The organism is Bacillus sp. Leaf49 (assembly GCF_001426125.1).
GTDB classification, from domain to species: Bacteria; Bacillota; Bacilli; order Bacillales; family Bacillaceae; genus Bacillus; species Bacillus altitudinis.
Genome location: NZ_LMRK01000012.1, coordinates 418,638 through 444,848, shown reverse-complemented (window position 1 = coordinate 444,848; position 26,211 = coordinate 418,638). Strand labels below are relative to the sequence as shown.

The window sequence follows — 26,211 nt, the reverse complement described above, 5'->3', positions numbered from 1 at the left end:
GCTCATTATCGAATGGTATTAATAAGTCCTAGCATTTGATCGCCCATCGTAATGGTTCTTGAGTTCATCTGATACGAACGCTGTGTTGTCATGAGGTCTGTTAATTCTTTAGACATGTCTACATTCGACGTTTCAAGTGCACCTTGCTGAAGTTGAATGGCCTGACGGTTTGCCCCATTCAGTGCCGTTAAAGCGCCTTGATAGTTGCCGTCGACTGAGAACAAATTTTCTCCTTCAGAGATGAGTGCTGAAGAATTATTCACTTGAACAACCCCAAGATTCACCTGCTGATTCGGTTGATTGCCTCGAGAAATAGCTGTAAGCCGGCCATTTTTATCAATAGAAATATCACGGAAATTCGCATTTAAGACAATCTCATTCCCGTTTTCGTCAAGAATCGGATGGCCTTCACTTGTCACCAGCTGGACTTGATTCCGATTATTTCCTGGCTGTAGATAAAGAGAACCATCTCTTGTATACCGGATGTTACCGCCAGCATTGACCTGCAAATACTGCGATGGCGCACCAAATGCAACATCAAGGTCACGGCCTGTTTCTTTAATAGACCCTTGCAATGAGTTAATGGATGCATTGACCATCGTTCCAGTTCCAAGCCTTAAACCAGCAGGTGTCAGACGACTGTTTGCCACCTGCTCATTTTTTTCATCTACTTGATTAAACTGTTGTCTGATCAGCTCTGAAAAACGGGTGTTTTTCGCGCGATACCCTGTTGTTTCACTGTTTGCGATGTTATTACTAATGATATCAAGCTGCTTTTGCACCTCGTTCATTGACACAGCTGCATTGATCATCGTTCTAAGCATGAGAATCCTCCTCTCTCTTCATTTTTTCATTAATACACTCTTCCGATTTCGTTCACTGCTTTTTCTAAACTTTTATCATATGCCTGAACCACTTTTTGGTTTGTTTCAAATGCGCGGTAGGCTGTTGTCATTTCTGTATATGATTTCGTCACATCAACGTTCGAGAGCTCTGATACACCTTGGCTTAATGTATAGGACATTTGACCGTTATTGACCGCACTTGGAAGAGGCTGGTTATCAGCTGTACGGTATAAATCATTTCCTTCACGCGCAAGGTTTCTTGTATCCATTGCAACACGTACATCAATTTGTCCAAGGTTTTGTCCGTTTTCACTCACGGTTCCATCTGCGTTCACTTTGAAATTCTCACTTTGAACGGTAATCGGCTGACCCGTCACAGAAAGAAGGGCACGTCCATTAATCGTCAACTGATTTTGATCATTCAATGTAATGGAACTGCTTTTCGTATAACGAACGCCTTCTGGTGTATTCACAGCATAAAAAAGCGCTGACTTTTGATTTGTCTCCGGGTTGATGGGTACATTATTTTCTACTAATGCGATATCCGTTGTTTGATCCGTTGTTTTTAATGTTCCTTGTGTAAATTGAGGAATCAATTCCTGCATGTATGTTCCCGTATTAATTCCGCCAATCGCCGTTTGCTGTGGGATACTAAAGCCTTTGCCTGAAGATGTTTGGAAACGTCCTGATTCCATTCGGCTTAGCAGCATTTCTGGAAATGCGCGCATGGCCCCTTCATCTGCTTTATAGCCTGGAGTATTCGCATTTGCGATATTATTTGAAAGCATTTCTGTCCGCCGCTCTTGAGCGATCATGGCAGATGTTGCGGTGTATAGTCCTTTTAACACGTGCTCACCTCATTCAAATTCTTTCACATGACCTAAAATCATCAGTACACAATCTTCTATGAAATATATCGGCATATTGGCAGGCTTCTTTAATAAAAATCCCCCATTCTTTCTAAAAAGAATGAGGGAAATCATTAGCTGAGTTTACGCTTTGGCAGCTTGTCCATATTATCAAGCATCACGCCAGTACCAACTGCTACACAATCCATTGGATTTTCTGCAACGAAAACTGGTACTTTCAGCTCTTCTGCAAGCAATTGATCAAGCCCGTTTAGAAGCGCTCCGCCACCAGTAATGATGACGCCGCGGTCAATGATATCAGCTGATAATTCAGGTGGTGTTCTTTCGAGAACTTGTTTCGCAGCCTGAACAATGGCAGATACAGATTCACGTAATGCTTCTTCTACTTCTTTGCTTGTGACGGTAATCGTTCTTGGTAATCCTGTCACCATGTCTCGTCCACGAATCGAGATCTCTTCGTGACGTGCGTCTGGGAATACCGTTGCAACTTGGATCTTAATGTCCTCTGCAGTTCGCTCACCGATCAACAGCTTGTACTCTTTTTTAATGTAGTTTAGAATTTCCAGGTCAAATTTGTCTCCAGCCATTTTAATAGAAGAGGCGGTTACAATGTCACCCATCGAGATGACAGCGATATCTGTCGTTCCGCCTCCAATATCTACGACCATGTTTCCACTTGGCTGAAAAATATCCATACCAGCACCAATTGCTGCTACTTTTGGCTCTTCTTCAAGAAATACATGCTTCCCGCCGCTTTTTTCAGCAGCTTCTTTGATCGCCTTCTGCTCAACAGATGTAATGTTTGTCGGGCAGCAGATGAGCATACGCGGCTTAGAGAACAGCCCTTTCACATTCAATTTGTTAATAAAATGCTTGAGCATCGCTTCAGTTACTTCAAAATCAGCAATTACGCCATCTTTTAATGGACGAATCGCAACAATATTCCCAGGCGTACGTCCAACCATACGTCTCGCTTCTTCTCCAACAGCTAATACTTTCCCACTGTTTTTATCAAGAGCGACAACAGATGGTTCATTTAACACAATTCCTTTTCCTTTGACATGAATCAGTACATTTGCAGTACCAAGATCAATTCCAATATCCCTAGCAAACATCTATATATATCCTCCTTGAAAATCTGTTTCCATAGCAAATACCACATTCTGCCCTAATTATATATTCTATCATAATTTGCAGAAAAAAAGATATTTCTTTACAAAAGTCTTTACAAAATTTGTGGTTAGAAACTACCGATAAGAGGAAGATATATATATCATGTTTATGAACAAAGAACTAAAGCTTACTGTTTTACAGGCTCACCTTCTAAAATTTCTTCTTTTTTATACTTTAACTTTGTGGCTTCTCCCCCTCGCAGGTGGCGGATTGATTTATGATAATCCAGTATCTCCTTCACTTCGTTAGCCAGATCTGGATTAATTTCTGGCAGTCTTTCTGTTAGATCCTTGTGTACAGTACTTTTAGAGACTCCAAATTCTTTCGCAATTACACGAACGGTTTTCTTTGTCTCCACGATATACTTTCCTATCTTGATTGTTCGCTCTTTGATGTAATCGTGCACACCACTCGACCTCCCTAAAATGGATGTGAGAAGTGTGAAATGAGATCCGTATCAATATTATCCATTTTCAGCGGCGCTTGTTCGTCTTAATTTCTCATCCATTAGGTAGTAAATGCCAAACACGATCCCTCACCTCAAACACTCTCTTTGTCAGGTTTGTAACAGTGTATTAGCATTGCATAGGGAATATGCTAAAAATGAAGATGGGACAAGGGATTTATCAGAAAAGACAAAACAAAAAATCATTTCGAGTGGCGAAAATTTTCACTTTACAAGCATCGGTGTAACACGTAAAATAGGAAAGGTGATTTTATTTACCTAGATAAATAATGAATAAAGGTGAGCCTATGGATACGTTAAACAGAGAGTGTTTACATCAAATACATCAAAGCGCGCGGCTGCTGTCTAAAAAAGCGAACGAAGCGCTTGCTGCTTATGACTTGTACATGTCCCAGTGGACTGTACTTTTTTGTTTGGATACATTCGGTCCTAAAACGCAAAAAGACATTTGGACCTATTTGAACGTCGAAGCACCGACGATTACCAGAACCGTGACGCGTCTAGAAGCAAACGGCTGGGTGAAACGAGTCCAAGGAAAAGACAAACGTGAGAATCTCATCGTCATGACAGACGATGCAAAAGCAAAGTTTCAAAAAATCAAACAGACGATGGAACAATTTGAAGAAGAATGTCTTTCAGATTTTACCTACGAAGAAAAACAACTCCTCCATACACTTTTACACAAATTATCAACTGAATAGGAAGTGACATACACCATGAACGAACGCATTTGGACAAAAGACTTTATCATGATTGTCCTGGTGAATTTATTTACATTCACCTCTTTTTATGCCCTTTTGACACTACTCCCCATTTACACAATGGATGAATTAAATGGAACAGAATCACAGGGCGGCCTCCTTGTGACGGTCTTCTTATTATCAGCAATTGTGACAAGGCCATTTTCAGGGGCCATTATTGAGAAATTCGGCAAGAAACGCATGGCGATTTTTTCTTCAACAGCTTTTGCCCTGCTCACTTATTTATACATTCCAATTGATCAATTCCAAACACTTCTCATGCTGCGTTTCGTGCAAGGCATCTTCTTCAGCATTTTGACAACCGTAGCAAGTGCCATTGCTGCTGATATGATTCCGAAACATAAACGAGGAGAGGGTCTTGGATACTTTGTGATGTCAATGAACCTCGCTGTGGTTATCGGTCCGTTTATCGCACTGAATCAAGTCGGAAAAGTAGGATTCCATTCTTTATTTCTTCTCTTTTCGATCATCGTCTCTATCGGTGCAGCTTTCACGATGCTGATTAGACAGCCAGAGCCTGAAAACGGCGGAAGTGTCATCTTTCGATTCACTTTTTCTCACCTGTTTGAAAAAGGTGCTTTAAAAACGGCAGCAGTTGGAATCATTATCTCCTTCTGTTACTCGCCGATCATTTCATTTATTTCAGTCTATGCCAATTCACTTCACCTGATGGGTGCAAGCAGTTATTTCTTCATTGTTTTTGCAGCTGCGATGCTTGGATCACGTCCATTTACAGGCAGACTGTTTGACCGAGTCGGGCCTCATATTGTGATCTATCCATCGATTGCTCTCTTTGCGATTGGTTTATGGATGCTGACCGCTACACAAACAGCCACCATGCTTCTTTTATCCGGCGCTGTCATCGGTCTTGGCTACGGCTCTTTGGTGCCATGTCTACAAACACTTGCGATACAGCACTCACCAGCACACCGTACAGGCTACGCCACAGCAACTTTCTTTACCCTATATGATACGGGGATTGCCGCTGGATCCTTTGTCTTCGGACTGCTTGTCAGCTTCACAGATTTTTCAAATGTATATCTCATTGCTGGCGTTGTCGTGTTACTCAGCATGGGTGTTTTTTATTGGAGCGAACGAAAACCGCAAGAAGCAAAAGCACAAAAGGTTTCCCTATCAGAATAGGATACTGTTTTAAACTTCACTGAAAACATGCTAAAATATAGGATATTTCAAATGAACAGATAGGTCTTTTGAAAAATAGTTGGCGTTAAGCGAAAGTATAGGTGATGTTTTGAATTACGAATTGTTTAAAGTCATACACGGGATGGCTCATCATTCTGAGTTTTTAGATCAGGCCATGATTTTCATTACGAAAAAGGCCATTCTCGTATATGCCCTCGTCTTATTGATTTGCTGGTTTTTAGGTAATCACAAATTTAAGAAGCATGTCTTCTTTTCAGGTGTAACAGGCATCGTGGCACTCATCGTCAATTTTGCCATTACGCTGTTTTATTATGAAGAGCGGCCGTTTGTGGCGCACAAAGTCGACACACTCATCCCGCACTCAGCAGACGCTTCCTTCCCAAGTGACCACACAACAGGTGCACTGGCTCTTTCACTAGCCATTCGATCCCGTAATAAAAAACTCGGCAATATTTTGCTTGTTTTTGGATTACTGACAGGGTTCTCCCGCATCTGGGTCGGTCATCATTATCCATTTGATGTATTAGGCAGCTTGATCGTATCGATTGTCGTTGTCTTTATCATGAATAAATTATGGAAGTTCTTTGACTCTCCAATTGACCGTATCGTGACATTTTACGAGAACATTGTGGGCAAAATTTTCAGAAGGAAGCAAAAGGACCAAGGATCAGACCTGTTCAACTCTTAAGCGGCTTGCGATAAAGTATGGAAGACCTCTCTTCTACTTTATCCCAGCCGCTTTTTTCATTGTTTGTTTTCCTCTGACCATACTCGAAAAATAAAGGCTGACGCTAATGCCGACAAGAGAAATCATGATCAATGTCCAGCCTAATTGTTCAAAATGAGAACCTGCAATTTCCTCACCAAACAGCATGCCAAGCACGGCAGATGACAGAATGGAACCAAGGTACCTGCATGTTTGAAAAAGCCCAGAGGTCGTGCCAATCATTTGTTGAGGGCTCGCTTTTAACATCGCAGCTTGAAGCGCAACATTTCCAATCCCGTAACTGAGTCCAAGCAAAGCAAGAACCAGTCCTTTCCCCCAGAATGGCGCAGGTATAAAAAAGAAAGTCATTGCGGAAGCACCGGCCAGCATCAGCACAGCACTTGCCAAAACAGGATGCCGTTCATCGCCGCGATCTACCCACTTGCCAGTCAGCGGCGATACCATTATGCTCACGCCAGACATGCAAAGCATAAAGAGACCTGTCATCTCCACACGCCAGCCCAATTCATCCTGAAAATAACTTGGCAAGCCAAAAAAGAGACAATAGAAGAAAATATTCAAAATGATAAATTGCACATACACAAGCGAAAGCCGTTTCTCCTGCCTGAACATCCGAATTTGGATAAATGGCTCATCCACCTGATATTCCCACCATATAAAAACACCCGCACTCACAAGACAGAGAATGCCCTGTACATACTGAATACCATCAGATAGTGATAATAAAAAAGAAAGCAAAAGGACAATACAAACTGTAAATAAAAACATCCCTGGCAAATCAAGCTTTCGGACAGTGTCTCCGATACGCAATTTTTTCTTCTTCTCCTTAGGAAACAAGGAAAGGCCTAGAAAAAAACTGATCAATATGAATGGCAAATTCACTAAAAAGATCGCCGGCCAGCTGCCGATCGTCATCAAAAACCCGCCAAGTGTCGGCCCGAGTGCTGTCATCGCTGAAGCAAAGATGGACAATACCGCTAAAGCAGAAGCTTGTCGTTCCTTCACATGATCCCGAATCAGTCCAACACCTGAAGGATAGATCGCACTGCTTCCAATCGCCTGTAGAAGCCGGATCACAATCAGCACCGCAAAAGTCGGGGCAAACGGCGCACAAATGGCTGAGACTGCCACTAGAACTAGTCCAAATAAAAATAAGGTTCTCCGGCTCATCACATGATCTCCAATTCGTCCACTCACCGGCTGCGTGACCGCACTGGCCAAATAAAAGGTTGAAATGAGCCAAGATACCGTCGTAAACGACAAACCGAACTCATGCTGAATTTGATGCAAGGCTAAAGAAATCATTGAGGAATTCAATGGATTTAACATCGTTCCAAAAGCAATCGCCGTTAAAAAGACTTTTCGGTTGTTTTTCCATTTGATCATACACCCGCCCCCTTCTTTTGACATACACGTTCTTTGTCTATCTCCTCGTTATTATGAGATTCATTTCCCTTTTTTACCCTGATCAATTCAAGTTCTCTCTCCGAAAAGCAAGACATACATTTTAAAAAGGGCAAGTGTTGGAAAAGCGCATATAAAATTGAGAATATGAGGAACAAATGGTAAGATGCTACACATATTGAAAAGCCTACTTTCTCCTTATACGGAGAACGGCTGAAAAGGAGGAGAAGCTTATTATTAAAAAAAGACGGTTTTGGGTGCCAGCCCTTTTCTCGGTTGCAGTATTACTTCTGTCTTCGTGTGGTTCAAATGAAACAAATGGGAACGGAGATAAACGTAATTCTACAGCGAAAGGGTCGCCGATTTTGGAGGATGGGAAATTTATTTTTGCAGCATCAGGTGAATTCCACCCATTCAGTTACATGGATGGAAACCAGATGTCCGGCTTTGATATTGATGTCGGCAATGCGATTAGTGACAAGATGGGCCTAGAGCCTGTACAGAAAAAATATAAATTCGCAGGCATCGTCGAAGGCGTCAAAGCAGGTAAATTTGATGCCGCCATTGCAAGTCATACCATCAACGAGGAACGAAAAAAACACGTCCTTTTTTCTCAACCGTATTACTACTCCGGTCCGCAAATCTTCACAAGACCCGGCGCAGATATTCACAGTGCAGATGACTTAAAAAACAAAGAAATCGCTGTCTCTAAAGGTTCGTCTTATGCGGATATTGCCAAAGAACATAGCGGTCAGGAACCGAAATATTACGACAGTGATGTTGTCGCTTTAGAAGCACTAGCCAATGGCAAACACGATGCGGTCGTCACTGATTTTGCCACAGGGGCAGAAGCCATGAAGAAAAAACTAAAAATTGAAGCACAAGAAAGACTCGGGCAAAGTGAGCAAGCAATTGCTGTCTCTAAAGACAATAAAGAGCTCATAAAAGAAATCAACGATGCGATTGATGCACTCAAAAAAGACGGAACATTAAGACAAATTAGCGAAAAGTATTTTGACGAAGATATTACCGTCAAACAGGATTAAAACCACGATTGTGCGCCTTTCTCTAGGCGCACTTTCTTCAAATGGAGATGATTGTTTTGCCTACCTTATCACATTTTTTTCAAACGCTGATTGATTCTAGAGGCGTTTTCTTAGAAGGAATGCTGCTCACCTTACAACTCACTGTCATCAGTATTTTCATCGGCATGTTCATCGGGCTTTTCTTTGCCTTACTAAAAATATCCCGCGTGGCCGTTTTCGGTTATATCGCAAATGCCTATATCTTCCTTGTACGCGGGACACCACTCATTGTGCAGATTTTCATCCTGTATTTTGGGCTGACAGAATTAAATATACCCGACTTTTGGGCAGCCTCTATTGCGCTTGCCTTCCATAACGGTGCCTATATAGCAGAAATATTCAGAGGGGCGATTCAATCAATCGATCAAGGTCAAAAAGAAGCAGGACGTTCTCTTGGCATGGGGCGATTTCTAACCATGAGACGTATCATTCTCCCGCAAGCGATGCGGCGCGCCCTCCCCCCTCTCGGCAATCAGTTTATCATCGGCTTAAAAGATTCATCACTTGCTGCCTTCATCAGCGTCAATGAACTCTTTAACATAGCCACCACTCAAGGCTCCAACAGTTTTGACAACATGACGTACTTACTTGTCGTGGCTGTCTATTACTTAGTTCTTGTCCTGCTGTTAACATTCGCTGTGCAAACCGTTGAGAAGAAACTATCAGTCAGTGATCATTAGGAGGAGAAGCATGACAGAATCAAAAGAGATCATTCGTGTTGAAAAACTGAATAAACACTTTGGAGAGCTGCATGTCTTAAAAGATATCGACCTCACTGTATATGAAAATGATGTCGTCGTCTTAATTGGTGCAAGCGGCTCTGGGAAAAGCACCTTACTCCGTTGTATGAATTTTTTAGAAATAAAAAATGACGGTCAGATCATCATTGATGGCAGTCCCGTTCATCCAAAACGAGATCAATTAAACGAAATGAGGCAGAAAATAGGCATGGTGTTTCAGCATTTTAATCTCTTCCCGCACAAAACCGTGCTTGAAAACATCATCGAAGCACCGGTTATGGTGAAAAAAACAAAGAAAGCACAAGCGATAACTGAAGCCAATGTCTTATTAGAGAAAGTCGGACTAGCGGATAAAGCAAAAGTGTACCCTTCAAAGCTATCAGGCGGTCAAAAACAGCGCGTTGCCATCGCACGAGCTCTCGCCATGAAGCCCGATGTCATGTTATTTGACGAGCCCACTTCTGCGCTGGACCCAGAGCTTGTAGGAGAAGTGCTGCAAACCATGAAAAGTCTTGCCAAAGAAGGCATGACAATGGTCATCGTCACTCATGAAATGGGCTTTGCAAAAGAAGTAGCTGACCGAGTTGTTTATATGCATGAAGGACGAATTGTCGAACAAGGTACCCCATCAGAATTATTTGATTCCCCTCAAGAGGAGCGAACCAAATTGTTTCTCAGTTCGATTTTATAGGTCAAATGCCCTTTATTTTTCGTCGTTCATACACGTTTATTCTCATTTTTTACGAACTTTTCATCCATTTATATTGATAATGACCAAAAAACCACGTTAGATAAACTTACATGAATATGTTATATATGACTTTTCTCTCTATAATGAAGAATTAAGAAATCTATTAATTCTGAATGATTCGGGGGAATGCAGCATGCAAATGGGTGATACAGTATTTATGTTCTTCTGCGCACTACTCGTGTGGTTAATGACACCGGGTTTAGCCTTATTCTATGGAGGACTTGTGAGAAGTAAAAACGTGTTAAGTACGACAATGCACAGCTTAACCTCACTAGCCATTGTCTCTATCGTCTGGATCGTGTTTGGCTATTCACTGGCCTTTGCGCCAGGCAATGCATGGATCGGAGGCTTTGACTGGGTTGGACTAAAAGGCGTTGGCTTTGAACCTGGTTCATATAGTGATACGATTCCACATTCATTGTTCATGATGTTCCAAATGACCTTTGCCGTCCTCACAACAGCCATTATCTCTGGTGCGTTCGCTGAACGTATTCGTTACTCAGCGGTGGTCGTGTTTACACTCCTTTGGGTCACATTTGTATACGCTCCAGTCGCACACTGGGTATGGGGTGGCGGCTGGATTGGCGAAATGGGAGCACTTGACTTCGCCGGTGGAAACGTCGTCCACATTTCATCAGGTGTGGCTGGTCTAGTCGTAGCCATTGTTCTCGGGAAGCGAAAAGAAGCGGCAAGTTCTTCTCCGCATAACTTGATCTACACACTTCTTGGCGGAGCTGTGATTTGGTTTGGCTGGTTTGGGTTTAACGTAGGAAGTGCCCTCACATTAGATAGTGTCGCCATGTATGCCTTTATTAACACAAATACAGCAGCTGCTGCCGGAATCATCGGCTGGCTGTTAGTCGAATGGATGATCAACAAAAAACCAACGATGCTAGGTGCAATCTCTGGAGCCATTGCAGGCCTAGTAGCGATTACACCTGCCGCAGGTTTTGTCACACCATTTGCTTCAATTATCATCGGAATCATCGGCGGAATCGTTTGTTTCTGGGGCGTCTATTCACTTAAAGCCAAGTTCGGCTATGACGATGCACTGGATGCATTCGGTCTACACGGGATCGGCGGTACGTGGGGAGGCATTGCTACAGGCCTTTTCGCCACTACATCTGTCAATGATGGCGGAGCCAACGGCTTATTTTACGGCGATCCAAGCTTACTTTGGAAACAAGTTGTCGCCATCGTGGCCACATACGTCTTTGTTGCAGTTGTCACATACGTGATCATCAAAGTCGTCAACATCTTCTTCAAGATTCGCGCAACTGAAGAAGAAGAATCAGTCGGTCTTGATTTAACGATGCACGGCGAAAAAGCATATCAAGATTAAAGAAAAAGGGGTGTCTCTATGAGCAAAATGTATAAAGTGGAGATTGTCACACGTCCAGCTAATTTTGAAACATTAAAGGTGGAGCTTGGAAAAATTGGTGTTACCTCTATTACCTTTTCCAATGTGCACGGCTGCGGATTACAAAAGGGACATACGGAACTATACCGTGGCGTCAAAAAGGAAAGCAATGTGTACGAACGTTTAAAGATTGAAATCGTCTTAAGCAAAGTACCTGTTGAACAGGTCGTGGAAACAGCACAGAAAGTACTGCGTACAGGCGAACCAGGGGATGGGAAGATTTTTATATATGAGATAGAAAATACAATCAACATTCGGACAGGTGAAGAAGGACCTGCCGCCCTATAGCATCCCTCCGCCATATGGCGGAGGTTTTTTTAAAGACAGAAAAAACCTCTGTGCATTTATCTACACAGAGGATCTGACATGACATTAAGATTGTTTTGTTTCTTCTGACTGACTGCGGTCTTTAGAGGAATCAGAAGACTTTTCTTGATCAGAGGATTTCCCCTTCTCATCAGACTTATCTTCAGATTTTTCTTCAGCCGGCTCTTTTGCCTTATCGTCAGCAGCAGGTTCCTTCGTTTTTTCATCAACTTTTGGCTGAGCAGGTTCTTTTGCTTCTTCTGTCACTTCTTGCGCTGCTTTTTCAATGGAAGAAACAGGCTTATCAATGAAGCTAAGTGGATTAAGCGCTAAACCTTCCATACGAATTTCAAAGTGAACATGGTTGCCGCTTTCAGCACCATATAGATTCTTACCAGAAGCACCGATGACATCATTCTGCTTTACTTCATCGCCTTCTTTTACACTCACTTGTGACAACGATTGATACACAGTAGACAATCCATCTTCATGTTCAATTTCAACAACGTGACCGAGAACTGGATCTTTTTTCGCCTGAACGACTGTTCCACTAAGAGCAGCTGTGACATCAAACACTTTGCCATCTTTATCTGCAAGATCAATACCTTTGCTTAAGGTATAGGTGTTATTATAGTTTACAAGTGCTGCTTCTTTTTCTTTTTGATCAGCATCTGCTTCATAGAACTTTTTCACGACAGAAACATTCTCAGAATTCTGGACCGGCATAGCGACATTTTCAATTGGCTTTCCAACTTCAACGGCATCATCACGTTGTTCTTGTCCTGTTTGATTTCCATCAGATAGTTGGTCTTTCACATCTTTCGATACAGCTTGATACCAAAGAACGGCTGTTAACACGACCGCTGCGCTGACCAAGTAAATAGCAGGGAATACCCAGCGCTTACGGAAAAATTGCTGAACTTTTGTGATTTTGGAAGTACGTTTCTTTTCTTCCTCTCTCATTTTTCATCACCTCAGCAACATTCTGAACACTTTTCAAAAAATATATACACACGAAATCATTTTTCTTTTTATTTTGCGCAATCGCATCAATAATATGTATGATGAATGAAAAAAAAGATGGGGGTACATATGGTGAAAACTTTCAACCGCATGGCAACAGAAGATGACCTCAAAGAGATCGTCGATATCTACAATTCAACGATTGCTTCAAGAGAAGTAACGGCCGATACAGAACCTGTTACAGTAGAAGACCGCCGTCAGTGGTTTTTGAATCATTCAGAGAAACGTCCTCTCTATGTGAAAACAGATGAGGAAGGAAATATCTACGGCTGGCTCAGTTTTGAAACGTTTTACGGCAGACCTGCATACAACGGTACTGTTGAAATGAGTATTTATTTGAACCAAAACTATCGAGGAAAAGGTTTAGGGTCACTGTTCTTACAAGAGGCGCTCGAATTGGCACCCTCATTAGGCATCCGAACGTTACTTGCCTTTATTTTCGGCCACAACGAAGCCAGCATCAAATTATTTAAGAAGCACGGCTTTGAGACTTGGGGACATTTGCCACGCATCGCGGAAATGGACGGCAATCGGTACGACTTAGATATTTTAGGAAAAGAGTTATAAACGGAGCGTCTCTTGAAGAAAGAGACGCTTTAGATTGTTGACAAAGGGCTAAAATGAACTTGATTTTAGCCCTTTGTCTTCTTTTCAGCGTGATAGAAAACCTTTGAAGTCTAGGAAGGACGAGTACTGGCGCGGAGCGAATTTCACATTCGTGAGCACCAGCACGCAGGACTGACAAAGAATGCGAGGGTTTGTCTACACGCTGGAGCGTCTCTTGAAGAAAGAGACGCTTTTTTATGAAGCATGCACCAACTGCTCAAATTGCTTCGCATTTTGAAGCGATTTTCTTTTCAGAATGATACCATGTTCATCAATCAGAAGCGCTTGCGGAACAACTGTTACTCCATACAACTCCATAATTTGTGATGAGCGCATATAAACAGCTTGCTCCGGCAGCAATTGAAGAAGCGAGGCATCATCGGCTTGTTCATCTCCATTTATAACAATCACATGAGCATCATCATGTGAAGTTTGAGGCTGCAAATCAGACAAAATACTTTTACAAGTCATACAAGTAGAATTCACAAATAACAGCATCACAGCTCGCCCATTTTGCAAATACTCCTTCAAGATCACCTTTTCACCTACATGCGAATAACTGCGAAATAACGGAGCCGGGTCACCAATATCCGCTTCCTTCAATTCAATTCCATCAAGGGACTTTATTTTATTCATAAATCTCCCGATAAAACGGGCAAGCAAAAACACGACAGCCAGCTGGGCAATGACAATTAATAACACAATGATTAATAAAATATCTGTCATTTCATTTTATCTCCTTCTATAATTGATTCATCTGCAATCTGGAATGAGTCGATCCACTTTCGCTTCAATAGCACAATTTCTTGGCTGACCGCTATGATCAAACAGACAGCCGCTGCAATGAGAAAACAAATCATTTTCAACCGCAATGAAATCATTTCAACACTAGGATGTACATAAAATAACCCTGCCACAAGAGTAAGCATAAGCAGATTGCGAATCACAATCCCCCAATGCAGGCGATCGTTTTCCAGTAACCCTCCACAACCGCACGAAATATCACGATGCCCCCTAATTAAATTGAACGTAACCGCTCCAGTATAAATACATAACAGGGCTGTAAGGCCAATTGCAGGCAGGACAGACATGTTCCATATAAACAAATGAACCGTACAAACCAATTCAATCAACAAAAATAAATAAAACATAGGTGCCGCAAAAGAAGGCGGCAACAACCAATAAGCATTGATCTGCTGGACATGTGCCTTCTGTTTCCTTGCTTTATCGAGCCATGCACCCGCAAAAATGATTCCTAGTAAATAGACGCCTATGAAATAAAAGACACTCACCTTACACCATCTCCTTTTGTTGAAATAGTTGAGATTGTGCCTCGTAAAGCCTTCTGTACTCTCCGTGCAACGCCATCAGTTCATCATGGTTGCCCTCTTCAATGAAAGCACCATCTTTCATGACGATGATACGGTCTGCTAAGCGGGCCGCTCCCATACGATGTGTAATAAACAAAACCCCTTGATCCTGCGTATGATCGAATAACTTTCGAATGAGCGAGATCTCCGACAGCGGATCGAGAGCAGAGGTCGGTTCATCTAAAATAATAAAATCACTTTCTCTAAAGAAGGTTCTCGCCATCGCAAGCTTTTGCCATTGTCCGCCAGACAATTCATGTCCCTCTTCAAAAAAGCGACCTAGCTGCGCATCATATGTGTCTTCCATTTGATTAATTCTTTTCTCTATACCTGCTTGGCGGGCGGCTGAAATCAACCGCTCTTCCTCTTCTATATCATCAATACGGCCAAACCCTATGTTTTCTCTCACAGTGAATTCGTACTTCATAAAATCTTGAAAAAGAACAGCCATTCTCGCATGATAGGTCTTTTTATGGATGGTGGAAATATCCTCTCCATTGACTTTGTGCATATTCTGTTGATCTGGATCATATAAGCCGGTTAAACATTTGATTAAAGTGGTTTTACCGGACCCATTATCTCCTACTAATGCAATTCGTTCACCTTTATTCATATGAAAATGAATATGCTCAATCGCTGGTTTTTTCATATTCGGATAAGTAAAAGAGAGATTGTCTAATGTAATGGACTGGATATGCTCAATTCCCTGAAGCGACTCTGCCTCTTCCGTCTGTTCATGCATTTCCTCTTCTCTCTTTTGAAAAGCTCTCATTTCATCAATATATAGGCTTGTTTCATATAAACTAGAACATTCCCTCGTTAAATCTTGAAACCCACTTTGAATGTTTTGTACAGCTTGCAGCACTGCAACAAACGTACCCGCTGCTAATTTTTTTTGAAAAATAAGAAAGACAATCAATAAACCACAGCACACATAGGCCAATGTCATAAGCAACCCGCCTGCCATCTCCCAGCGCACTTGGCGTTTCAGCAAATTATATTTTTCATCTGCACTTTTAATGTAGTGACCTCTCCACTTTTGAAGAAGATAATCCCCAATTCCATATAAACGAACTTCCTTTAAAGAATCTCGTTGCGCGACGAGATCAGATACATACATTTCTCTTCGATCATTAGCCGTTAACAAACGATTTAATCGATAACGTGCGCCTCCAAAGAAAAGTTCAATCCATAATACAGGCAAGGTAAACAAGAACAATATGACCGCTAAGCCCCAATGAATACCGATCATATAAATAAGAAGTGATACAACAGTAATCAACGCGCTCATCATTGTAAAAATACTTCTCACCATACTGAGAACATGCTGATGACTGTTCATCACACGTTGACTTTCATTGTAAAAGGACGGGTGCTCAAACGTAATAAACGGCAGTCTTATCGCTTTTTGAAGCAATTCACCTTTCAAATGCAGACCAATCAGATTTGTTGCTTTCTGTTGACTAAGCTGAAGAATGAATTGAAGCCCATATCCTAAAATCACAATGACCATTTGCAGTCCAAATAACCACAAAACCTTTTGGATGTCACCTGAAGACGTCATAAATAAAATAATTTCATTAATCAAAGTTTGAATAATCCAGACACTAGCCAAAGGCATAAAACCAACGATCACTTGAATGAACAAAGTTAAAAGAAGATAAGAACGACTTTTTTTCCAAGTATAGGAGATTGCATATAAACAATGGTTCACTGTACTCATGAGATGCTCCACCTTACACCATTTAGTATAATTGACATATTTTTGATATTTGTAATATGATAGCTTTGCGTAACTTCACTTTGAGAGGACGATATACGATGAATTCAATTTTTCTTTTACAGCTCGCTCTTATGATTTGCAGTCTTCTATTAACGGCTGGAATTATCATCTATTTAAAACAACAGATGCAGCTTATCATCTTACCTATAGAACACGTGGGGCAGAAACTTGCGCATCCACTTCTCGAACAGCCATCACCCATTCACATGAATGATCTGCTGCAAACAAATCGTACACAACAATTACTGATCTTCACTGACACAGCATGTCCGCACTGCATTCCATCACTCGAACAATTCCTAGAAACAAAAAAGCAGCGTAAACTAAACGTTTCATTGAGTATTTTGTTGAAAAACGGGCAAAAAAAGGACCAAGAATTATATCGTGATCACGAAACAAACTTGCGAATTATTCCGGTAGACGAACAATTGATAAACGCATTCCAAATTCAGGAGTTTCCGTTCTACATCATGGTAGAAGAGAATGATACCATCTCATATGCAGCACCTTTTCCAGACGGTCTTTATTCAAGACTAGCTGCAAACTAAAGATAAATGAGGCATGTGAAGAGCATCAAACACATGCCTCATTTTTTATTATTGTGAATTTGGCTGAACATCCTTCCCTTTTTCCTCTGCAGCGATTTCATTAGCTTCGCTTGAAGCGGATGTTTCTTCCTCAGCTTGTTCAAACTCACTGCGAGCTTCATTTGAAATGTCAACTTGATCACCGTGCTGATTCACAGTAACAGAAGAAGACACCTCTTTTTGAACCTCTTTCTCTAGTTCCTTTAATTTAGAAACATGAAGCTCTAAATCTTTTCCTTGCTGAACTAAAGTCAGTTGTTGAAATAACGCCTTTCTCTCTTCTGGAGAATGGTCGCCTTGAACAATTTGCGCTGCTTGAGTCAAAAAAGAATTTGATGTATGGCCAGCTTGACGCTTATTTGACGTCTGCATAGCATTTGTTACTAATGAAATTGGAGTTATGCTCATGCGTTCACACCCTAATAAATAAGATACTTAGATTTAGCAGCCACATTTAACGCGTTCTTGGCTAGTACAAATCTCACCTGTGTCACGATCCACATAGTAACGGAAAGTTCCAACGCCTTGAAGGAAACAAGTTGGTGCTGATTGGCAAGAAGTGACCAATCTTTGCAAAATACATCTAGCAGCTGCAGGTTGAACATTGGTCATTTTGTTTAAAATTCGATCTAACATATGAATTCCACCTTCCAATTTTTATGGTAATACAATACAATAATAACCAATCGATAGACAACTAACAACATATTTTGATAATTTTTCTAATTACTTCAAACTACTTTTCTTATTTATGACAAAATTTATCGATTGGAATTGTAGTAATTGCTACTTTTTTCTTATTCAAAAATAATTTATTTATCCATAAAAAGTAAATAAAAGATAGAAAAAAGGTCAATTCACTCTTCCTAAAGTACTACTTGCTCAAGTATGATATAGAGTGAATACATAAAGGAGTGAACACAATTGCAACAAACTGAGAAAATCATTCAATCTCTTCATTCAATAACAAAGTGGGGAAAGGTTGGGAGCATCTTTCTCTATATTTCAGGTGGTCTATCCATCCTCAGTGGGTTTTGGCTTGTTCTTCCTGCTGCCATTGGCGTTTTTCTGATTATGATGGGAATTCATGCCCAAAAATCCGTGAAAGCAGCTGAACAATTGATTCAAGCGCCTGATACTTCTTACGAAGAATTATTGGAACAATATGCTAAGATGATGAAAATGCAAACACTGTTTGCGATTTCAAGTATTGCCGCCGTTATTCTCTCATTCATCGCGATCGTTTTGATGTTTATACTAGGCGGGCTAGCCTTCCTCCAAGAACTCCCTACCGATGTCCAACAGTACGAAGATTATTACGAAGAAGAACTTGGTGACTTTTATTAATAGAAAGGGGTATCAATGAAATACGATACCCCTTTTTTATTTGAGTTGGCATAGACTTGATACTAAACTTGACAATCAGCCTTTATCATTTTAAAATACAAATCGTAATCATTACGAAATAAAGGAGGATTATAGCAATTATGCGCGTGAAAATCACCTTAGCCTGTACTGAAACAGGTGACAGAAACTATATCACTACAAAAAATAAACGAACGAATCCAGACCGATTGGAGTTAAAAAAATATTCTCCACGATTAAAGAAATACACCCTTCATCGGGAAACAAAATAATTTTTAAGATCTAAATCGTAATCATTACTATATAAGTGAGGCGGCATACAAAATGAGCATGTTCAAAAGGACTAAAACAAATGGATAAAAGAATACCTGTCACAGTTCTAAGCGGCTTTTTAGGAGCTGGAAAAACCACGATATTAAATCATGTTCTTCAGAATCGTAAAGGGCTAAAAGTAGCTGTTATTGTCAATGACATGAGTGAAATAAACATTGATGCGGAATTAGTTAAGCAAGGCGGCGAACTCTCTCGATCAGATGAGAAACTGGTTGAACTATCTAATGGTTGTATTTGTTGCACATTGAGAGAAGATTTATTAATTGAAGTAGAACGCCTTTGTAAGGCTGGGAATATCGATTATATTGTCATTGAATCTACAGGTATTAGTGAACCAATTCCTGTCGCTCAAACTTTCTCTTACATTGATGAAGAAATGGGCATAGATTTGACACGTTTTTGCAGATTAGACACGATGGTAACGGTGGTAGATGCAAACCGTTTCTGGACAGATTTCCAGTCAGGAGAAAGTTTATTGGATCGTAAAGAAGCAGTTTCAGATGATGATGAACGAGAGATTTCCGATTTACTTATTGATCAAATTGAATTTTGTGATGTGCTCATTATCAACAAATGTGATCTTGTATCAGCATCAGAACTAGATCGGCTTGAGCACGTGTTAACCAAACTTCAACCAGAAGCAACCATTATTAGAACCTCTAAAGGTAATGTACAGCCTAGTGATATTTTGAATACTGGTTTATTCGATTTTGAAAAATCTAGTGCTTCTGCGGGCTGGATCAAAGAAATCAATGCTGGACACTCTCAGCATACGCCTGAAACAGAAGAATACCAAATCTCATCTTTTGTTTATGAAAGAAGGCTTCCTTTTCATACTGGCAGACTGAATGCATGGTTAGATCAAATGCCAGAGCAAATCGTTCGAGCGAAAGGATTTACATGGCTAGCGACACATCATGATTTAACCATTTTAATTTCACAAGCCGGAAAATCTGTGGCAATTGAACCAATCGCATACTGGATTGCTGCCTTGCCTGAGCAAGAACGATCACGGATCTTAAATCAGGAACCAGACATTCTAGATGAGTGGGATGCAGAGTTTGGTGATCGACATACAAAACTTGTCTTTATCGGTGTAGATTTACCTAAAGCAGAAATTATTCGTACACTAGATCAATGCTTGCTTACACCTGAAGAATTTAATCAAGATTGGACAACGTTTGAAGACCCCTTTCAATGGAACATACACACTTAAACCAGGAGGGTTTTAAATGGCAAAGAAATCAAAAATAGCAAAAGAAAAAAAGCGGCAGCAGCTCGTTTTGAAATATGCACAATTAAGGAAAGAGCTAAAAGAAAAAGGTGACTATGAAGCTTTGCAGAAACTACCTAGAGACTCTTCACCCACTCGCTTAAAAAACCGCTGTGAATTAACTGGCCGTCCTAGAGGTTACTTGAGAAAATTTAAAATGTCTCGAATTGCTTTTCGTGAGCTTGCCTATAAAGGACAGATTCCAGGAGTGAAAAAATCGAGTTGGTAAAGATTGATTTGATCTTAGCATAGTTCCTGTCAATGTAAAGCAGGACAAAATGAATAAAAATCTCTTTTTCATCCTTAGTCCGTCAATTTTGAGGTACAAAATAGCATTTTAAAAAAACAGCAGAATCTCTGCTGTTTTTTTATAGGGCCGAGCTTATAGGAAAGATTGTCTTGATGTTAAAAGAAGATTTTCAACAGTGATTATAGCATTTTCTCTTCTTTTCAAAAATCGATGATCATGATACTTTGTTGTCATTACCCGCCGATGTAGGACATCTCAACTTTTTTCTGATCTTTCTTTTGCTCTCTCTCAGCTGAATATTGATCCTGTCTGTTTGACCAAAGTTCCTTCAATATGTTCACTAGATATTCATCATTTTCTGAATTACGGATGTATCGTCTCAGATCAAAACCCGATGATGCAAAAAGACAGGTGAATAATTCGCCACGTGCAGATAGTCTAGCTCTATTACACGATCCACAAAAAGCATCTGAAACGGAAGAAATAATACCAATCTCTCCTGACCCATCCTCATAAAAATAACGCTTGGCTACTTCCCCTTGATATCGAGGGGGTTCTGGTTTGATAGGGTATTTTGAATGAATTAGCTCCATAATCTCTTTTTTCGTCAATACATGCTTGAGATTCCATTTGTTCGTATTGCCAACATCCATGAATTCAATAAATCGTAGAATGTGTCCTTCTTTTTTAAAATAGGCTGCCATTGGTAAGATATCTTGATCATTCACACCTTTTTGGACAACCATATTGATCTTAATAGCAAGTCCAGCTTTTTTTGCAGCCTCTATCCCATCAAATACTTTTTGGATAGAAATGTGTCTTCCATTCATCTGCTTAAAACGATCTGGATTTAAAGAATCTAAACTAATAGTGACTCTATTCAGACCTGCTTTCTTTAGCTTATCTGCGTACAAAGGTAACAGCGTTCCATTGGTTGTCATCGCGATGTCTTCAATACCTGGAATTTTTGCGAGTTTTTCTATCAAAACGGGCAAATCTTTACGCATTAAAGGTTCACCGCCCGTAATACGTAATTTCACCACACCTAATTCCTTTGCAAAAAGCGCAGCAAGTCGTTCAATTTCCTCGAAGCTAAGTAGCTCTTCTTTATCTAAAAAAGGATAATCTGGTCCAAAGATTTCAGCAGGCATACAGTACGTACATCTAAAATTACAGCGATCTGTTACGGATATTCTTAAATCGCGCAATGGTCGATGTCTTTTATCCAAAATACTGACCATACTTAGCCTCCTATTCTGTAATACGCTGATGATGAGTATAGATATTAAAAGATTCTCCTCTTACGAATCCAACTGTTGTTATATTTAATTCTTCTGCCATTTTAAGTGCTAACTCAGTAGGAGCTGATTTTGATATGACGATTGATACTCCTAATTTTGCTGCCTTCAACAGAACTTCAGATGATATCCGGCCGCTAAATACAAGGATTTTATCTCTCAGTGGGATTTTATGAAGTAAACAATATCCATAGATTTTATCCAACGCATTATGCCGTCCTATATCCGTCCTAGTGATGAATAGCTTTTCTGTATCACACAGTCCAGCATTATGGACACCACCAGTATGTTGAAATAACTGACTTTCCTCCTGTAAACATTTCATTAAATGAATACAAGTTTCAGCAGAAATACTGATTCGGTCAATGGCTGTTTTTGCCGTCTTCACATCTTGGAGAAAATAAAAATGTCTTCCTTTCCCACAGCAAGATCCGATCACTCGTTTTGTAAAATCTGAGGATTGGAAATGTGTTGAGTGATGTAAGTCAACATATGCAAAACCCATACTTTCATCTATTGTAAACCTTTTAATCTCTTTTTCAAATCGAATGACTCCTTCTGAAGCTAAAAAACCGATCACCAATTCTTTCAAATGATCCGGTGAACAAACGAGTGTGACAAACTCTTCACCATTCACCAGCACGGTTAAAGGGAATTCTTCTACAACTTCATCTGTTTTACATGTCATTTGACCTTTGCGATATTGGTGTATGCGCCGTTTCGTTTTAACAGAAGGATTCATGATCTGATCTTCCTTTCAACACAAATTTAGTTATATGAACCAGACGAATTGTGATATTATTTTAAAAAGTCATAAAAATGTAACATATTTCTATCTTATCAAACTTTTTGTTTGCTTTATATGGAGGGAACACAATGAATAAAACAAAAAATCGTTGGCTGATCGCTACAAGTGCTGTGGGGATTCATTTATCTATCGGATCTGTTTATGCATGGAGTGTTTTTACGAATCCTTTACATCAAACCTTTCAATGGTCATTAACAGAAATAAGCCTGACATTTAGCATTGCTATTTTATTTTTAGGTTTATCAGCTGCCTTCATGGGGCATTTCGTTGAAAAGTATGGGCCGAGGGCATCAGGGCTCTTCTCAGCTATTTTCTTCGGCATTGGGATGACTGGATCAGGGTTTGCTGTCCACATGTCTTCATTACCTCTCCTCTATTTATTTTATGGTGTACTCGCTGGAATCGGATTAGGTGTAGGCTATATTGCTCCAGTATCAACATTAGTCAAATGGTTTCCAGATCGAAGAGGACTCGCAACGGGTTTAGCCATTATGGGTTTTGGATTTGCTTCTCTGATTTGCAGTCCCATTATTCAATTTCTCATTGAAAAAGTTGATATTGCAAATACCTTCTATATTCTCGGAATCTCTTATTTTATCATCATGGTCGTTTCATCTCTTTATTTATCACCACCAACACCTGATGATGTCAAACAATTTAACGTGCTAAAAACAAGCCAAAGGAAAATTCCTCAAGATTTATCACAGCTCACCGCAAATGAAGCCATTAAAACACGGCGTTTTTATTATTTGTGGGTCATGCTCTTTATTAATATCACATGCGGAATTGCTATTATTTCTGTAGCATCACCGCTTGCTCAAGAAAGTGTTGGTTTCACGGCCGGTGCAGCAGCTACTCTTGTTGGAATTTTAGGTGCTTTTAATGGGCTAGGACGGATCGGATGGGCATCCTTCTCTGATTATATCGGAAGGCCAAATACGTATACGATTTTCTTCACTATACAGCTCATTGCTTTTCCCTTACTTCCCTACTTAAAAGAACCGCTCATCTTTTCAATCGTGATGGCGATCATTTATACGTGCTACGGAGGAGGGTTTGCTTCAATTCCAGCCTATATCGGAGATTTATTTGGTACGAAGCAGCTAGGTGCCATACACGGTTATATTCTCACCGCTTGGGCCGCTGCTGGTTTAGCAGGACCTTTATTTTCCTCCTTTATTCGTGACATTACAGGCAATTACACACAAAGTCTCATGGTCTTCTCTGGCCTATTTTTCATTGCGTTTATCATATCTCTTCTCATTCGGAAGGATATTAAACAACTTCGTGAATCAAATCTTACTGCTCCTTCTTCTGTCACGGTCCGCTCTTAATATGAATTTGACAGAATGACAATCTACAGGTAATTTTTAGATATGAAAACGCTTTACAAAATGATAGGAGGGTGACGATATCATGGGAAAAACAAAACACAAGGGGCCTATTAAACTCAACAAAAAACCCTCACCAAAGCTATGGGCCTCTTTTGCTCCTATGGGGCTCGGAAAAGTAAAACCGAAACACATTCGAGACACGATGAAAGTGGCATGGGAGAACAAAGATAATCTCCCTTATGCGTACCGTATATTGACTCAGGGAGTTTGTGACGGCTGTGCTCTTGGTGTATCAGGTTTATACGATCAAACACTAGCAGGACCCCATATATGCACTACAAGACTGAATGTGCTACGGCTTAACACAATGCCAGCTATTGACCCAAAATGGTTCGAAGATATTGAGCGGCTCAAACAAATGGATAGCACGTCTCTTCGAAAACTTGGGCGTATTCCTTATCCCCTGATTCGAAAAAAAGGTGAGAATGCTTTTACACGCATTTCTTGGGATAATGCATTAGATCAAATCGCCGCTAAAATCAAATCAATTGATAAACGTCAGCTTGCTTTCTATTTAACGGCTAGAGGGATTACAAATGAAGTGTACTATACTGCGGCGAAAGCTGCGCGATTTATTGGAACAAATCATATCGATAATGCTTCTCGTATTTGCCATTCACCAAGCAAAACCGCTCTAAAACGCTCCCTTGGTATAGGTGCATCCAGCTGTAATTACAGTGATTGGATTGGAACAGATGTATTGATATTTTGGGGCTCTGTTGCAGCAAACAACCAGCCGGTTTCGACTAAATATATGTACGCCGCTAAAAAGAAAGGAACCAAAATCATTGTCATCAATCCATATAAAGAGCCTGCAATGGAAAAATATTGGGTCCCTTCTATTCCAGAAAGTGCTTTATTCGGCACAAAAATAGCGGATGATTTTTATCAAGTCAATATAGGCGGCGATATTGCGTTTATGAATGGTGTCATCAAACATTGGTTTGATATGGAGGAGCAAGCGCCCCATTCCGCTCTTGATCATGAATTTATCCAAGCGCATACAACCGGCATAAAAGATGTAAAGCAGCATGTCACTCAGTTAAAATGGTCGGATCTCGAAGCATCGTCAGGCTTATCTAAAGAAAGAATGAAGGAATTCGCTGTACTGCTTGCCAATGCCAATTCAGGCGTGTTTATTTGGAGTATGGGTCTCACTCAGCATCGCTTTGCCACTGATAATATATCACAAGTCGCAAACCTTGCCATGTTACGCGGATTTATTGGCAGAAAACATTGTGGCGTTATGCCTATTCGTGGCCATAGCGGTGTCCAAGGTTCAGGCGAAATGGGTGCCGATCCATTCGTATTGCCCGGCAGTGATTTTGATGAAGAGAATATTAAAAGAATCGAGAAGATATGGGGATTTGATATTCCAAAATGGCATGGAGACACGATTGGGCAATCATTTGAAAAAATGGCTCTTCCAAAAGAACACCCGCAAAAGCTGAAGATGCTGTTTACTAGCGGTGGAAACTTTTTAGAAACGATGCCAAATCCTGAAGCGATTGAAAAAGCACTATCCGAACTTGAACTCCGTGTCCATCAAGATATTATTTTGAACACCTCTACACTGATAGAAGCAGAAGAGACTGTGATTGTTCTGCCTGCAATGACAAGATATGAACAGCCAGGCGGCGGTACATCAACCAGTACGGAACGCATGGTGTATTTCAGTCCGGAAATTGAAGGACCTCGCATTGAAGAAGCCAGAGCTGAATGGGACATTTATATTGACCTAGCAAAAAGAGTTCGCCCAGAAGACGCGAAGCTGATTCATTTTGACCATGCTGAAGACATTCGCCGTGAGATTGCCATCGCAAATCGGAACTATGATGGGATCCAGCATTTGCGTCATAAAGGGGATGTCTTTCAATGGGGTGGCGCATGGCTTTGCGAAGATGGGGTGTGTCCAACACCGGATGGAAAAGGACACCTGCTCCCAGCACAGCTGCCTCAATACCGAAAAACTGAGGGGCATTTCAATATCACGACAAGACGAGGCAAGCAATTCAACTCTATGATTTACAGTGAAAAGGATGCCTTTAATGGTGGAAAGCGGCATTCTATCTTGATGAATGAAGAAGATGCGAAAGAGCTTTACGTCCAAGAAGGCGATCCCGTTGTCCTTTTTAATCAATATGGATCCTACCAAGGAGTTGCTCAATTCGGAGAGCTGAAACGTGGAAATATCGCAGTTTATTGGCCTGAAGGAAACGTGTTAATACCAAAAGGGGTTTACGAAAGCTATTCCCAGATTCCAGAATACAATACCACCGCGATATTAGAAAAAGCCGAAACCTTCCATGCAAGAAAAGATCAGCACTACGTGGAGAAACGGATTGATGAATTGGAAACGACTTTAAATTGATCCTTATTGATCCTTAATGAAAAAACAGCTGGGGGTTTC

General features: G+C 40.6%; 29 protein-coding genes. 16 read left to right on the top strand and 13 right to left on the bottom strand.

The window, feature by feature from the left end:
• Positions 1-5: 5 nt before the first annotated feature.
• From ASG46_RS09050 to spoIIID, 4 genes are all read right to left on the bottom strand, one after another.
• Positions 6-824, bottom strand: coding sequence for a flagellar hook-basal body protein (locus ASG46_RS09050; RefSeq protein ID WP_056704231.1), 819 nt, complete (start codon positions 822-824; stop codon positions 6-8).
• Between the two features lie 29 nt (positions 825-853).
• Entirely contained in the window at positions 854-1,693 is an 840-nt protein-coding gene (locus tag ASG46_RS09045; protein ID WP_017360018.1) for a flagellar hook-basal body protein, read from the bottom strand.
• Between the two features lie 134 nt (positions 1,694-1,827).
• The gene (gene mbl / locus ASG46_RS09040; RefSeq protein WP_007497573.1) at positions 1,828-2,829 is read right to left on the bottom strand and encodes a cell shape-determining protein Mbl; all 1,002 of its coding nucleotides are present in this window, start codon (positions 2,827-2,829) and stop codon (positions 1,828-1,830) included.
• Between the two features lie 185 nt (positions 2,830-3,014).
• A complete protein-coding gene (spoIIID, locus tag ASG46_RS09035; protein ID WP_008343327.1) occupies positions 3,015-3,293 on the bottom strand; it encodes a sporulation transcriptional regulator SpoIIID in 279 nt (92 codons plus the stop codon).
• A gap of 347 nt (positions 3,294-3,640) precedes the next feature.
• Between spoIIID and ASG46_RS09030 the strand changes: the two genes are divergently transcribed.
• The 3 genes from ASG46_RS09030 to ASG46_RS09020 all read left to right on the top strand — a co-directional run bounded on the left by ASG46_RS09030 (position 3,641) and on the right by ASG46_RS09020 (position 5,966).
• Positions 3,641-4,054 carry a MarR family winged helix-turn-helix transcriptional regulator gene (locus tag ASG46_RS09030; RefSeq protein WP_008343328.1) on the top strand — a complete coding sequence of 138 codons (414 nt, stop codon included), beginning with the start codon at positions 3,641-3,643 and terminating at the stop codon, positions 4,052-4,054.
• A 15-nt stretch (positions 4,055-4,069) separates the two neighbouring features.
• Positions 4,070-5,257 (top strand): MFS transporter, encoded by a 1,188-nt coding sequence (locus ASG46_RS09025; protein WP_024718734.1) that lies wholly within the window; start codon positions 4,070-4,072, stop codon positions 5,255-5,257.
• A 109-nt stretch (positions 5,258-5,366) separates the two neighbouring features.
• Complete coding sequence (locus ASG46_RS09020; protein WP_056704229.1) at positions 5,367-5,966, top strand: undecaprenyl-diphosphatase; 600 nt, start codon at positions 5,367-5,369, stop codon at positions 5,964-5,966.
• Between the two features lie 33 nt (positions 5,967-5,999).
• On the opposite strand, the gene ASG46_RS09015 is transcribed toward ASG46_RS09020, so the two are convergent.
• Positions 6,000-7,391, bottom strand: a complete 1,392-nt coding sequence (locus ASG46_RS09015; RefSeq protein WP_039165318.1) for an MFS transporter — start codon at positions 7,389-7,391, stop codon at positions 6,000-6,002.
• A 218-nt stretch (positions 7,392-7,609) separates the two neighbouring features.
• On the opposite strand from ASG46_RS09015, the gene ASG46_RS09010 reads away from it, so the two are divergent.
• From ASG46_RS09010 to ASG46_RS08990, 5 genes are all read left to right on the top strand, one after another.
• Entirely contained in the window at positions 7,610-8,455 is an 846-nt protein-coding gene (locus ASG46_RS09010; protein ID WP_226650609.1) for a transporter substrate-binding domain-containing protein, read from the top strand.
• Between the two features lie 41 nt (positions 8,456-8,496).
• Entirely contained in the window at positions 8,497-9,174 is a 678-nt protein-coding gene (locus ASG46_RS09005; protein WP_007497584.1) for an amino acid ABC transporter permease, read from the top strand.
• Between the two features lie 10 nt (positions 9,175-9,184).
• The gene (locus ASG46_RS09000; RefSeq protein WP_045033939.1) at positions 9,185-9,925 is read left to right on the top strand and encodes an amino acid ABC transporter ATP-binding protein; all 741 of its coding nucleotides are present in this window, start codon (positions 9,185-9,187) and stop codon (positions 9,923-9,925) included.
• Positions 9,926-10,118: 193 nt separating this feature from the next.
• Entirely contained in the window at positions 10,119-11,327 is a 1,209-nt protein-coding gene (locus tag ASG46_RS08995) for an ammonium transporter (protein WP_008343343.1), read from the top strand.
• Positions 11,328-11,345: 18 nt separating this feature from the next.
• Positions 11,346-11,693, top strand: coding sequence for a P-II family nitrogen regulator (locus ASG46_RS08990; protein ID WP_007497589.1), 348 nt, complete (start codon positions 11,346-11,348; stop codon positions 11,691-11,693).
• 84 nt (positions 11,694-11,777) lie between these two features.
• Here the strand turns inward: ASG46_RS08990 and ASG46_RS08985 are convergent, their stop codons facing one another.
• Positions 11,778-12,674: a peptidoglycan DD-metalloendopeptidase family protein gene (locus tag ASG46_RS08985; protein ID WP_039165313.1), complete on the bottom strand. Its 897-nt coding sequence runs from the start codon at positions 12,672-12,674 to the stop codon at positions 11,778-11,780.
• Between the two features lie 129 nt (positions 12,675-12,803).
• Between ASG46_RS08985 and ASG46_RS08980 the strand changes: the two genes are divergently transcribed.
• On the top strand, positions 12,804-13,301 hold the full coding sequence (locus ASG46_RS08980) for a GNAT family N-acetyltransferase (protein WP_008343345.1): 498 nt from the start codon (positions 12,804-12,806) through the stop codon (positions 13,299-13,301).
• 234 nt (positions 13,302-13,535) lie between these two features.
• Here ASG46_RS08980 and ASG46_RS08975 read toward each other — a convergent pair whose 3' ends face one another.
• The 3 genes from ASG46_RS08975 to ASG46_RS08965 are packed head-to-tail and all read right to left on the bottom strand — an operon-like array spanning position 13,536 to position 16,433.
• Positions 13,536-14,066, bottom strand: a complete 531-nt coding sequence (locus ASG46_RS08975) for a TlpA family protein disulfide reductase (RefSeq protein WP_039165310.1) — start codon at positions 14,064-14,066, stop codon at positions 13,536-13,538.
• Entirely contained in the window at positions 14,063-14,632 is a 570-nt protein-coding gene (locus ASG46_RS08970) for a MauE/DoxX family redox-associated membrane protein (RefSeq protein ID WP_056704227.1), read from the bottom strand. Before ASG46_RS08970 ends, ASG46_RS08975 begins: the two co-directional genes overlap by 4 nt.
• A 1-nt stretch (position 14,633) precedes the next feature.
• Positions 14,634-16,433 carry an ABC transporter ATP-binding protein gene (locus tag ASG46_RS08965; protein ID WP_056704225.1) on the bottom strand — a complete coding sequence of 600 codons (1,800 nt, stop codon included), beginning with the start codon at positions 16,431-16,433 and terminating at the stop codon, positions 14,634-14,636.
• Between the two features lie 98 nt (positions 16,434-16,531).
• On the opposite strand from ASG46_RS08965, the gene ASG46_RS08960 reads away from it, so the two are divergent.
• Entirely contained in the window at positions 16,532-17,041 is a 510-nt protein-coding gene (locus ASG46_RS08960) for a hypothetical protein (RefSeq protein WP_056704223.1), read from the top strand.
• A gap of 48 nt (positions 17,042-17,089) precedes the next feature.
• Here ASG46_RS08960 and ASG46_RS08955 read toward each other — a convergent pair whose 3' ends face one another.
• Positions 17,090-17,488 (bottom strand): hypothetical protein, encoded by a 399-nt coding sequence (locus ASG46_RS08955; protein ID WP_056704221.1) that lies wholly within the window; start codon positions 17,486-17,488, stop codon positions 17,090-17,092.
• A 33-nt stretch (positions 17,489-17,521) separates the two neighbouring features.
• Positions 17,522-17,716, bottom strand: coding sequence for a hypothetical protein (locus ASG46_RS20485; protein ID WP_072367358.1), 195 nt, complete (start codon positions 17,714-17,716; stop codon positions 17,522-17,524).
• Between the two features lie 288 nt (positions 17,717-18,004).
• Here ASG46_RS20485 and ASG46_RS08950 point away from each other — a divergent pair, with 288 nt between their 5' ends.
• From ASG46_RS08950 to rpsN, 4 genes are all read left to right on the top strand, one after another.
• The gene (locus ASG46_RS08950; RefSeq protein WP_056704219.1) at positions 18,005-18,427 is read left to right on the top strand and encodes a DUF5362 family protein; all 423 of its coding nucleotides are present in this window, start codon (positions 18,005-18,007) and stop codon (positions 18,425-18,427) included.
• Between the two features lie 140 nt (positions 18,428-18,567).
• The gene (rpmG, locus tag ASG46_RS08945; protein ID WP_003214771.1) at positions 18,568-18,717 is read left to right on the top strand and encodes a 50S ribosomal protein L33; all 150 of its coding nucleotides are present in this window, start codon (positions 18,568-18,570) and stop codon (positions 18,715-18,717) included.
• Positions 18,718-18,797: 80 nt separating this feature from the next.
• On the top strand, positions 18,798-19,994 hold the full coding sequence (locus ASG46_RS08940) for a GTP-binding protein (protein WP_056704218.1): 1,197 nt from the start codon (positions 18,798-18,800) through the stop codon (positions 19,992-19,994).
• A 16-nt stretch (positions 19,995-20,010) separates the two neighbouring features.
• Entirely contained in the window at positions 20,011-20,280 is a 270-nt protein-coding gene (gene rpsN / locus ASG46_RS08935) for a 30S ribosomal protein S14 (protein WP_008343369.1), read from the top strand.
• 254 nt (positions 20,281-20,534) lie between these two features.
• On the opposite strand, the gene moaA is transcribed toward rpsN, so the two are convergent.
• On the bottom strand, positions 20,535-21,542 hold the full coding sequence (gene moaA, locus ASG46_RS08930) for a GTP 3',8-cyclase MoaA (protein ID WP_056704217.1): 1,008 nt from the start codon (positions 21,540-21,542) through the stop codon (positions 20,535-20,537).
• Positions 21,543-21,552: 10 nt separating this feature from the next.
• Positions 21,553-22,341 (bottom strand): formate dehydrogenase accessory sulfurtransferase FdhD, encoded by a 789-nt coding sequence (gene fdhD / locus ASG46_RS08925; protein ID WP_056704216.1) that lies wholly within the window; start codon positions 22,339-22,341, stop codon positions 21,553-21,555.
• A 134-nt stretch (positions 22,342-22,475) separates the two neighbouring features.
• Between fdhD and ASG46_RS08920 the strand changes: the two genes are divergently transcribed.
• Together ASG46_RS08920 and ASG46_RS08915 are read left to right on the top strand one after the other, a co-directional pair.
• Positions 22,476-23,741 (top strand): L-lactate MFS transporter, encoded by a 1,266-nt coding sequence (locus tag ASG46_RS08920; RefSeq protein WP_025208127.1) that lies wholly within the window; start codon positions 22,476-22,478, stop codon positions 23,739-23,741.
• Positions 23,742-23,823: 82 nt separating this feature from the next.
• Positions 23,824-26,172 (top strand): FdhF/YdeP family oxidoreductase, encoded by a 2,349-nt coding sequence (locus tag ASG46_RS08915; RefSeq protein WP_056704215.1) that lies wholly within the window; start codon positions 23,824-23,826, stop codon positions 26,170-26,172.
• Positions 26,173-26,211: the final 39 nt, after the last annotated feature.

What these genes read in the sequence shown, in the direction of transcription:
- moaA (WP_056704217.1), bottom strand. Translation starts at nt 21,542, where the DNA reads ATGGTCAGTATTTTGGATAAAAGACATCGACCATTGCGCGATTTAAGA.
- ASG46_RS20485 (WP_072367358.1), bottom strand. Translation starts at nt 17,716, where the DNA reads ATGTTAGATCGAATTTTAAACAAAATGACCAATGTTCAACCTGCAGCT.
- rpsN (WP_008343369.1), top strand. Translation starts at nt 20,011, where the DNA reads ATGGCAAAGAAATCAAAAATAGCAAAAGAAAAAAAGCGGCAGCAGCTC.
- ASG46_RS08980 (WP_008343345.1), top strand. Translation starts at nt 12,804, where the DNA reads ATGGTGAAAACTTTCAACCGCATGGCAACAGAAGATGACCTCAAAGAG.
- fdhD (WP_056704216.1), bottom strand. Translation starts at nt 22,341, where the DNA reads ATGAATCCTTCTGTTAAAACGAAACGGCGCATACACCAATATCGCAAA.
- ASG46_RS08920 (WP_025208127.1), top strand. Translation starts at nt 22,476, where the DNA reads ATGAATAAAACAAAAAATCGTTGGCTGATCGCTACAAGTGCTGTGGGG.
- ASG46_RS08915 (WP_056704215.1), top strand. Translation starts at nt 23,824, where the DNA reads ATGGGAAAAACAAAACACAAGGGGCCTATTAAACTCAACAAAAAACCC.
- ASG46_RS08965 (WP_056704225.1), bottom strand. Translation starts at nt 16,433, where the DNA reads ATGAGTACAGTGAACCATTGTTTATATGCAATCTCCTATACTTGGAAA.
- ASG46_RS08940 (WP_056704218.1), top strand. Translation starts at nt 18,798, where the DNA reads ATGGATAAAAGAATACCTGTCACAGTTCTAAGCGGCTTTTTAGGAGCT.
- ASG46_RS09030 (WP_008343328.1), top strand. Translation starts at nt 3,641, where the DNA reads ATGGATACGTTAAACAGAGAGTGTTTACATCAAATACATCAAAGCGCG.
- mbl (WP_007497573.1), bottom strand. Translation starts at nt 2,829, where the DNA reads ATGTTTGCTAGGGATATTGGAATTGATCTTGGTACTGCAAATGTACTG.
- ASG46_RS08955 (WP_056704221.1), bottom strand. Translation starts at nt 17,488, where the DNA reads ATGAGCATAACTCCAATTTCATTAGTAACAAATGCTATGCAGACGTCA.
- ASG46_RS09015 (WP_039165318.1), bottom strand. Translation starts at nt 7,391, where the DNA reads ATGATCAAATGGAAAAACAACCGAAAAGTCTTTTTAACGGCGATTGCT.
- ASG46_RS09050 (WP_056704231.1), bottom strand. Translation starts at nt 824, where the DNA reads ATGCTTAGAACGATGATCAATGCAGCTGTGTCAATGAACGAGGTGCAA.
- ASG46_RS08960 (WP_056704223.1), top strand. Translation starts at nt 16,532, where the DNA reads ATGAATTCAATTTTTCTTTTACAGCTCGCTCTTATGATTTGCAGTCTT.
- ASG46_RS09025 (WP_024718734.1), top strand. Translation starts at nt 4,070, where the DNA reads ATGAACGAACGCATTTGGACAAAAGACTTTATCATGATTGTCCTGGTG.
- ASG46_RS08990 (WP_007497589.1), top strand. Translation starts at nt 11,346, where the DNA reads ATGAGCAAAATGTATAAAGTGGAGATTGTCACACGTCCAGCTAATTTT.
- ASG46_RS08995 (WP_008343343.1), top strand. Translation starts at nt 10,119, where the DNA reads ATGCAAATGGGTGATACAGTATTTATGTTCTTCTGCGCACTACTCGTG.
- ASG46_RS09000 (WP_045033939.1), top strand. Translation starts at nt 9,185, where the DNA reads ATGACAGAATCAAAAGAGATCATTCGTGTTGAAAAACTGAATAAACAC.
- rpmG (WP_003214771.1), top strand. Translation starts at nt 18,568, where the DNA reads ATGCGCGTGAAAATCACCTTAGCCTGTACTGAAACAGGTGACAGAAAC.
- ASG46_RS09005 (WP_007497584.1), top strand. Translation starts at nt 8,497, where the DNA reads ATGGAGATGATTGTTTTGCCTACCTTATCACATTTTTTTCAAACGCTG.
- ASG46_RS08985 (WP_039165313.1), bottom strand. Translation starts at nt 12,674, where the DNA reads ATGAGAGAGGAAGAAAAGAAACGTACTTCCAAAATCACAAAAGTTCAG.
- ASG46_RS08975 (WP_039165310.1), bottom strand. Translation starts at nt 14,066, where the DNA reads ATGACAGATATTTTATTAATCATTGTGTTATTAATTGTCATTGCCCAG.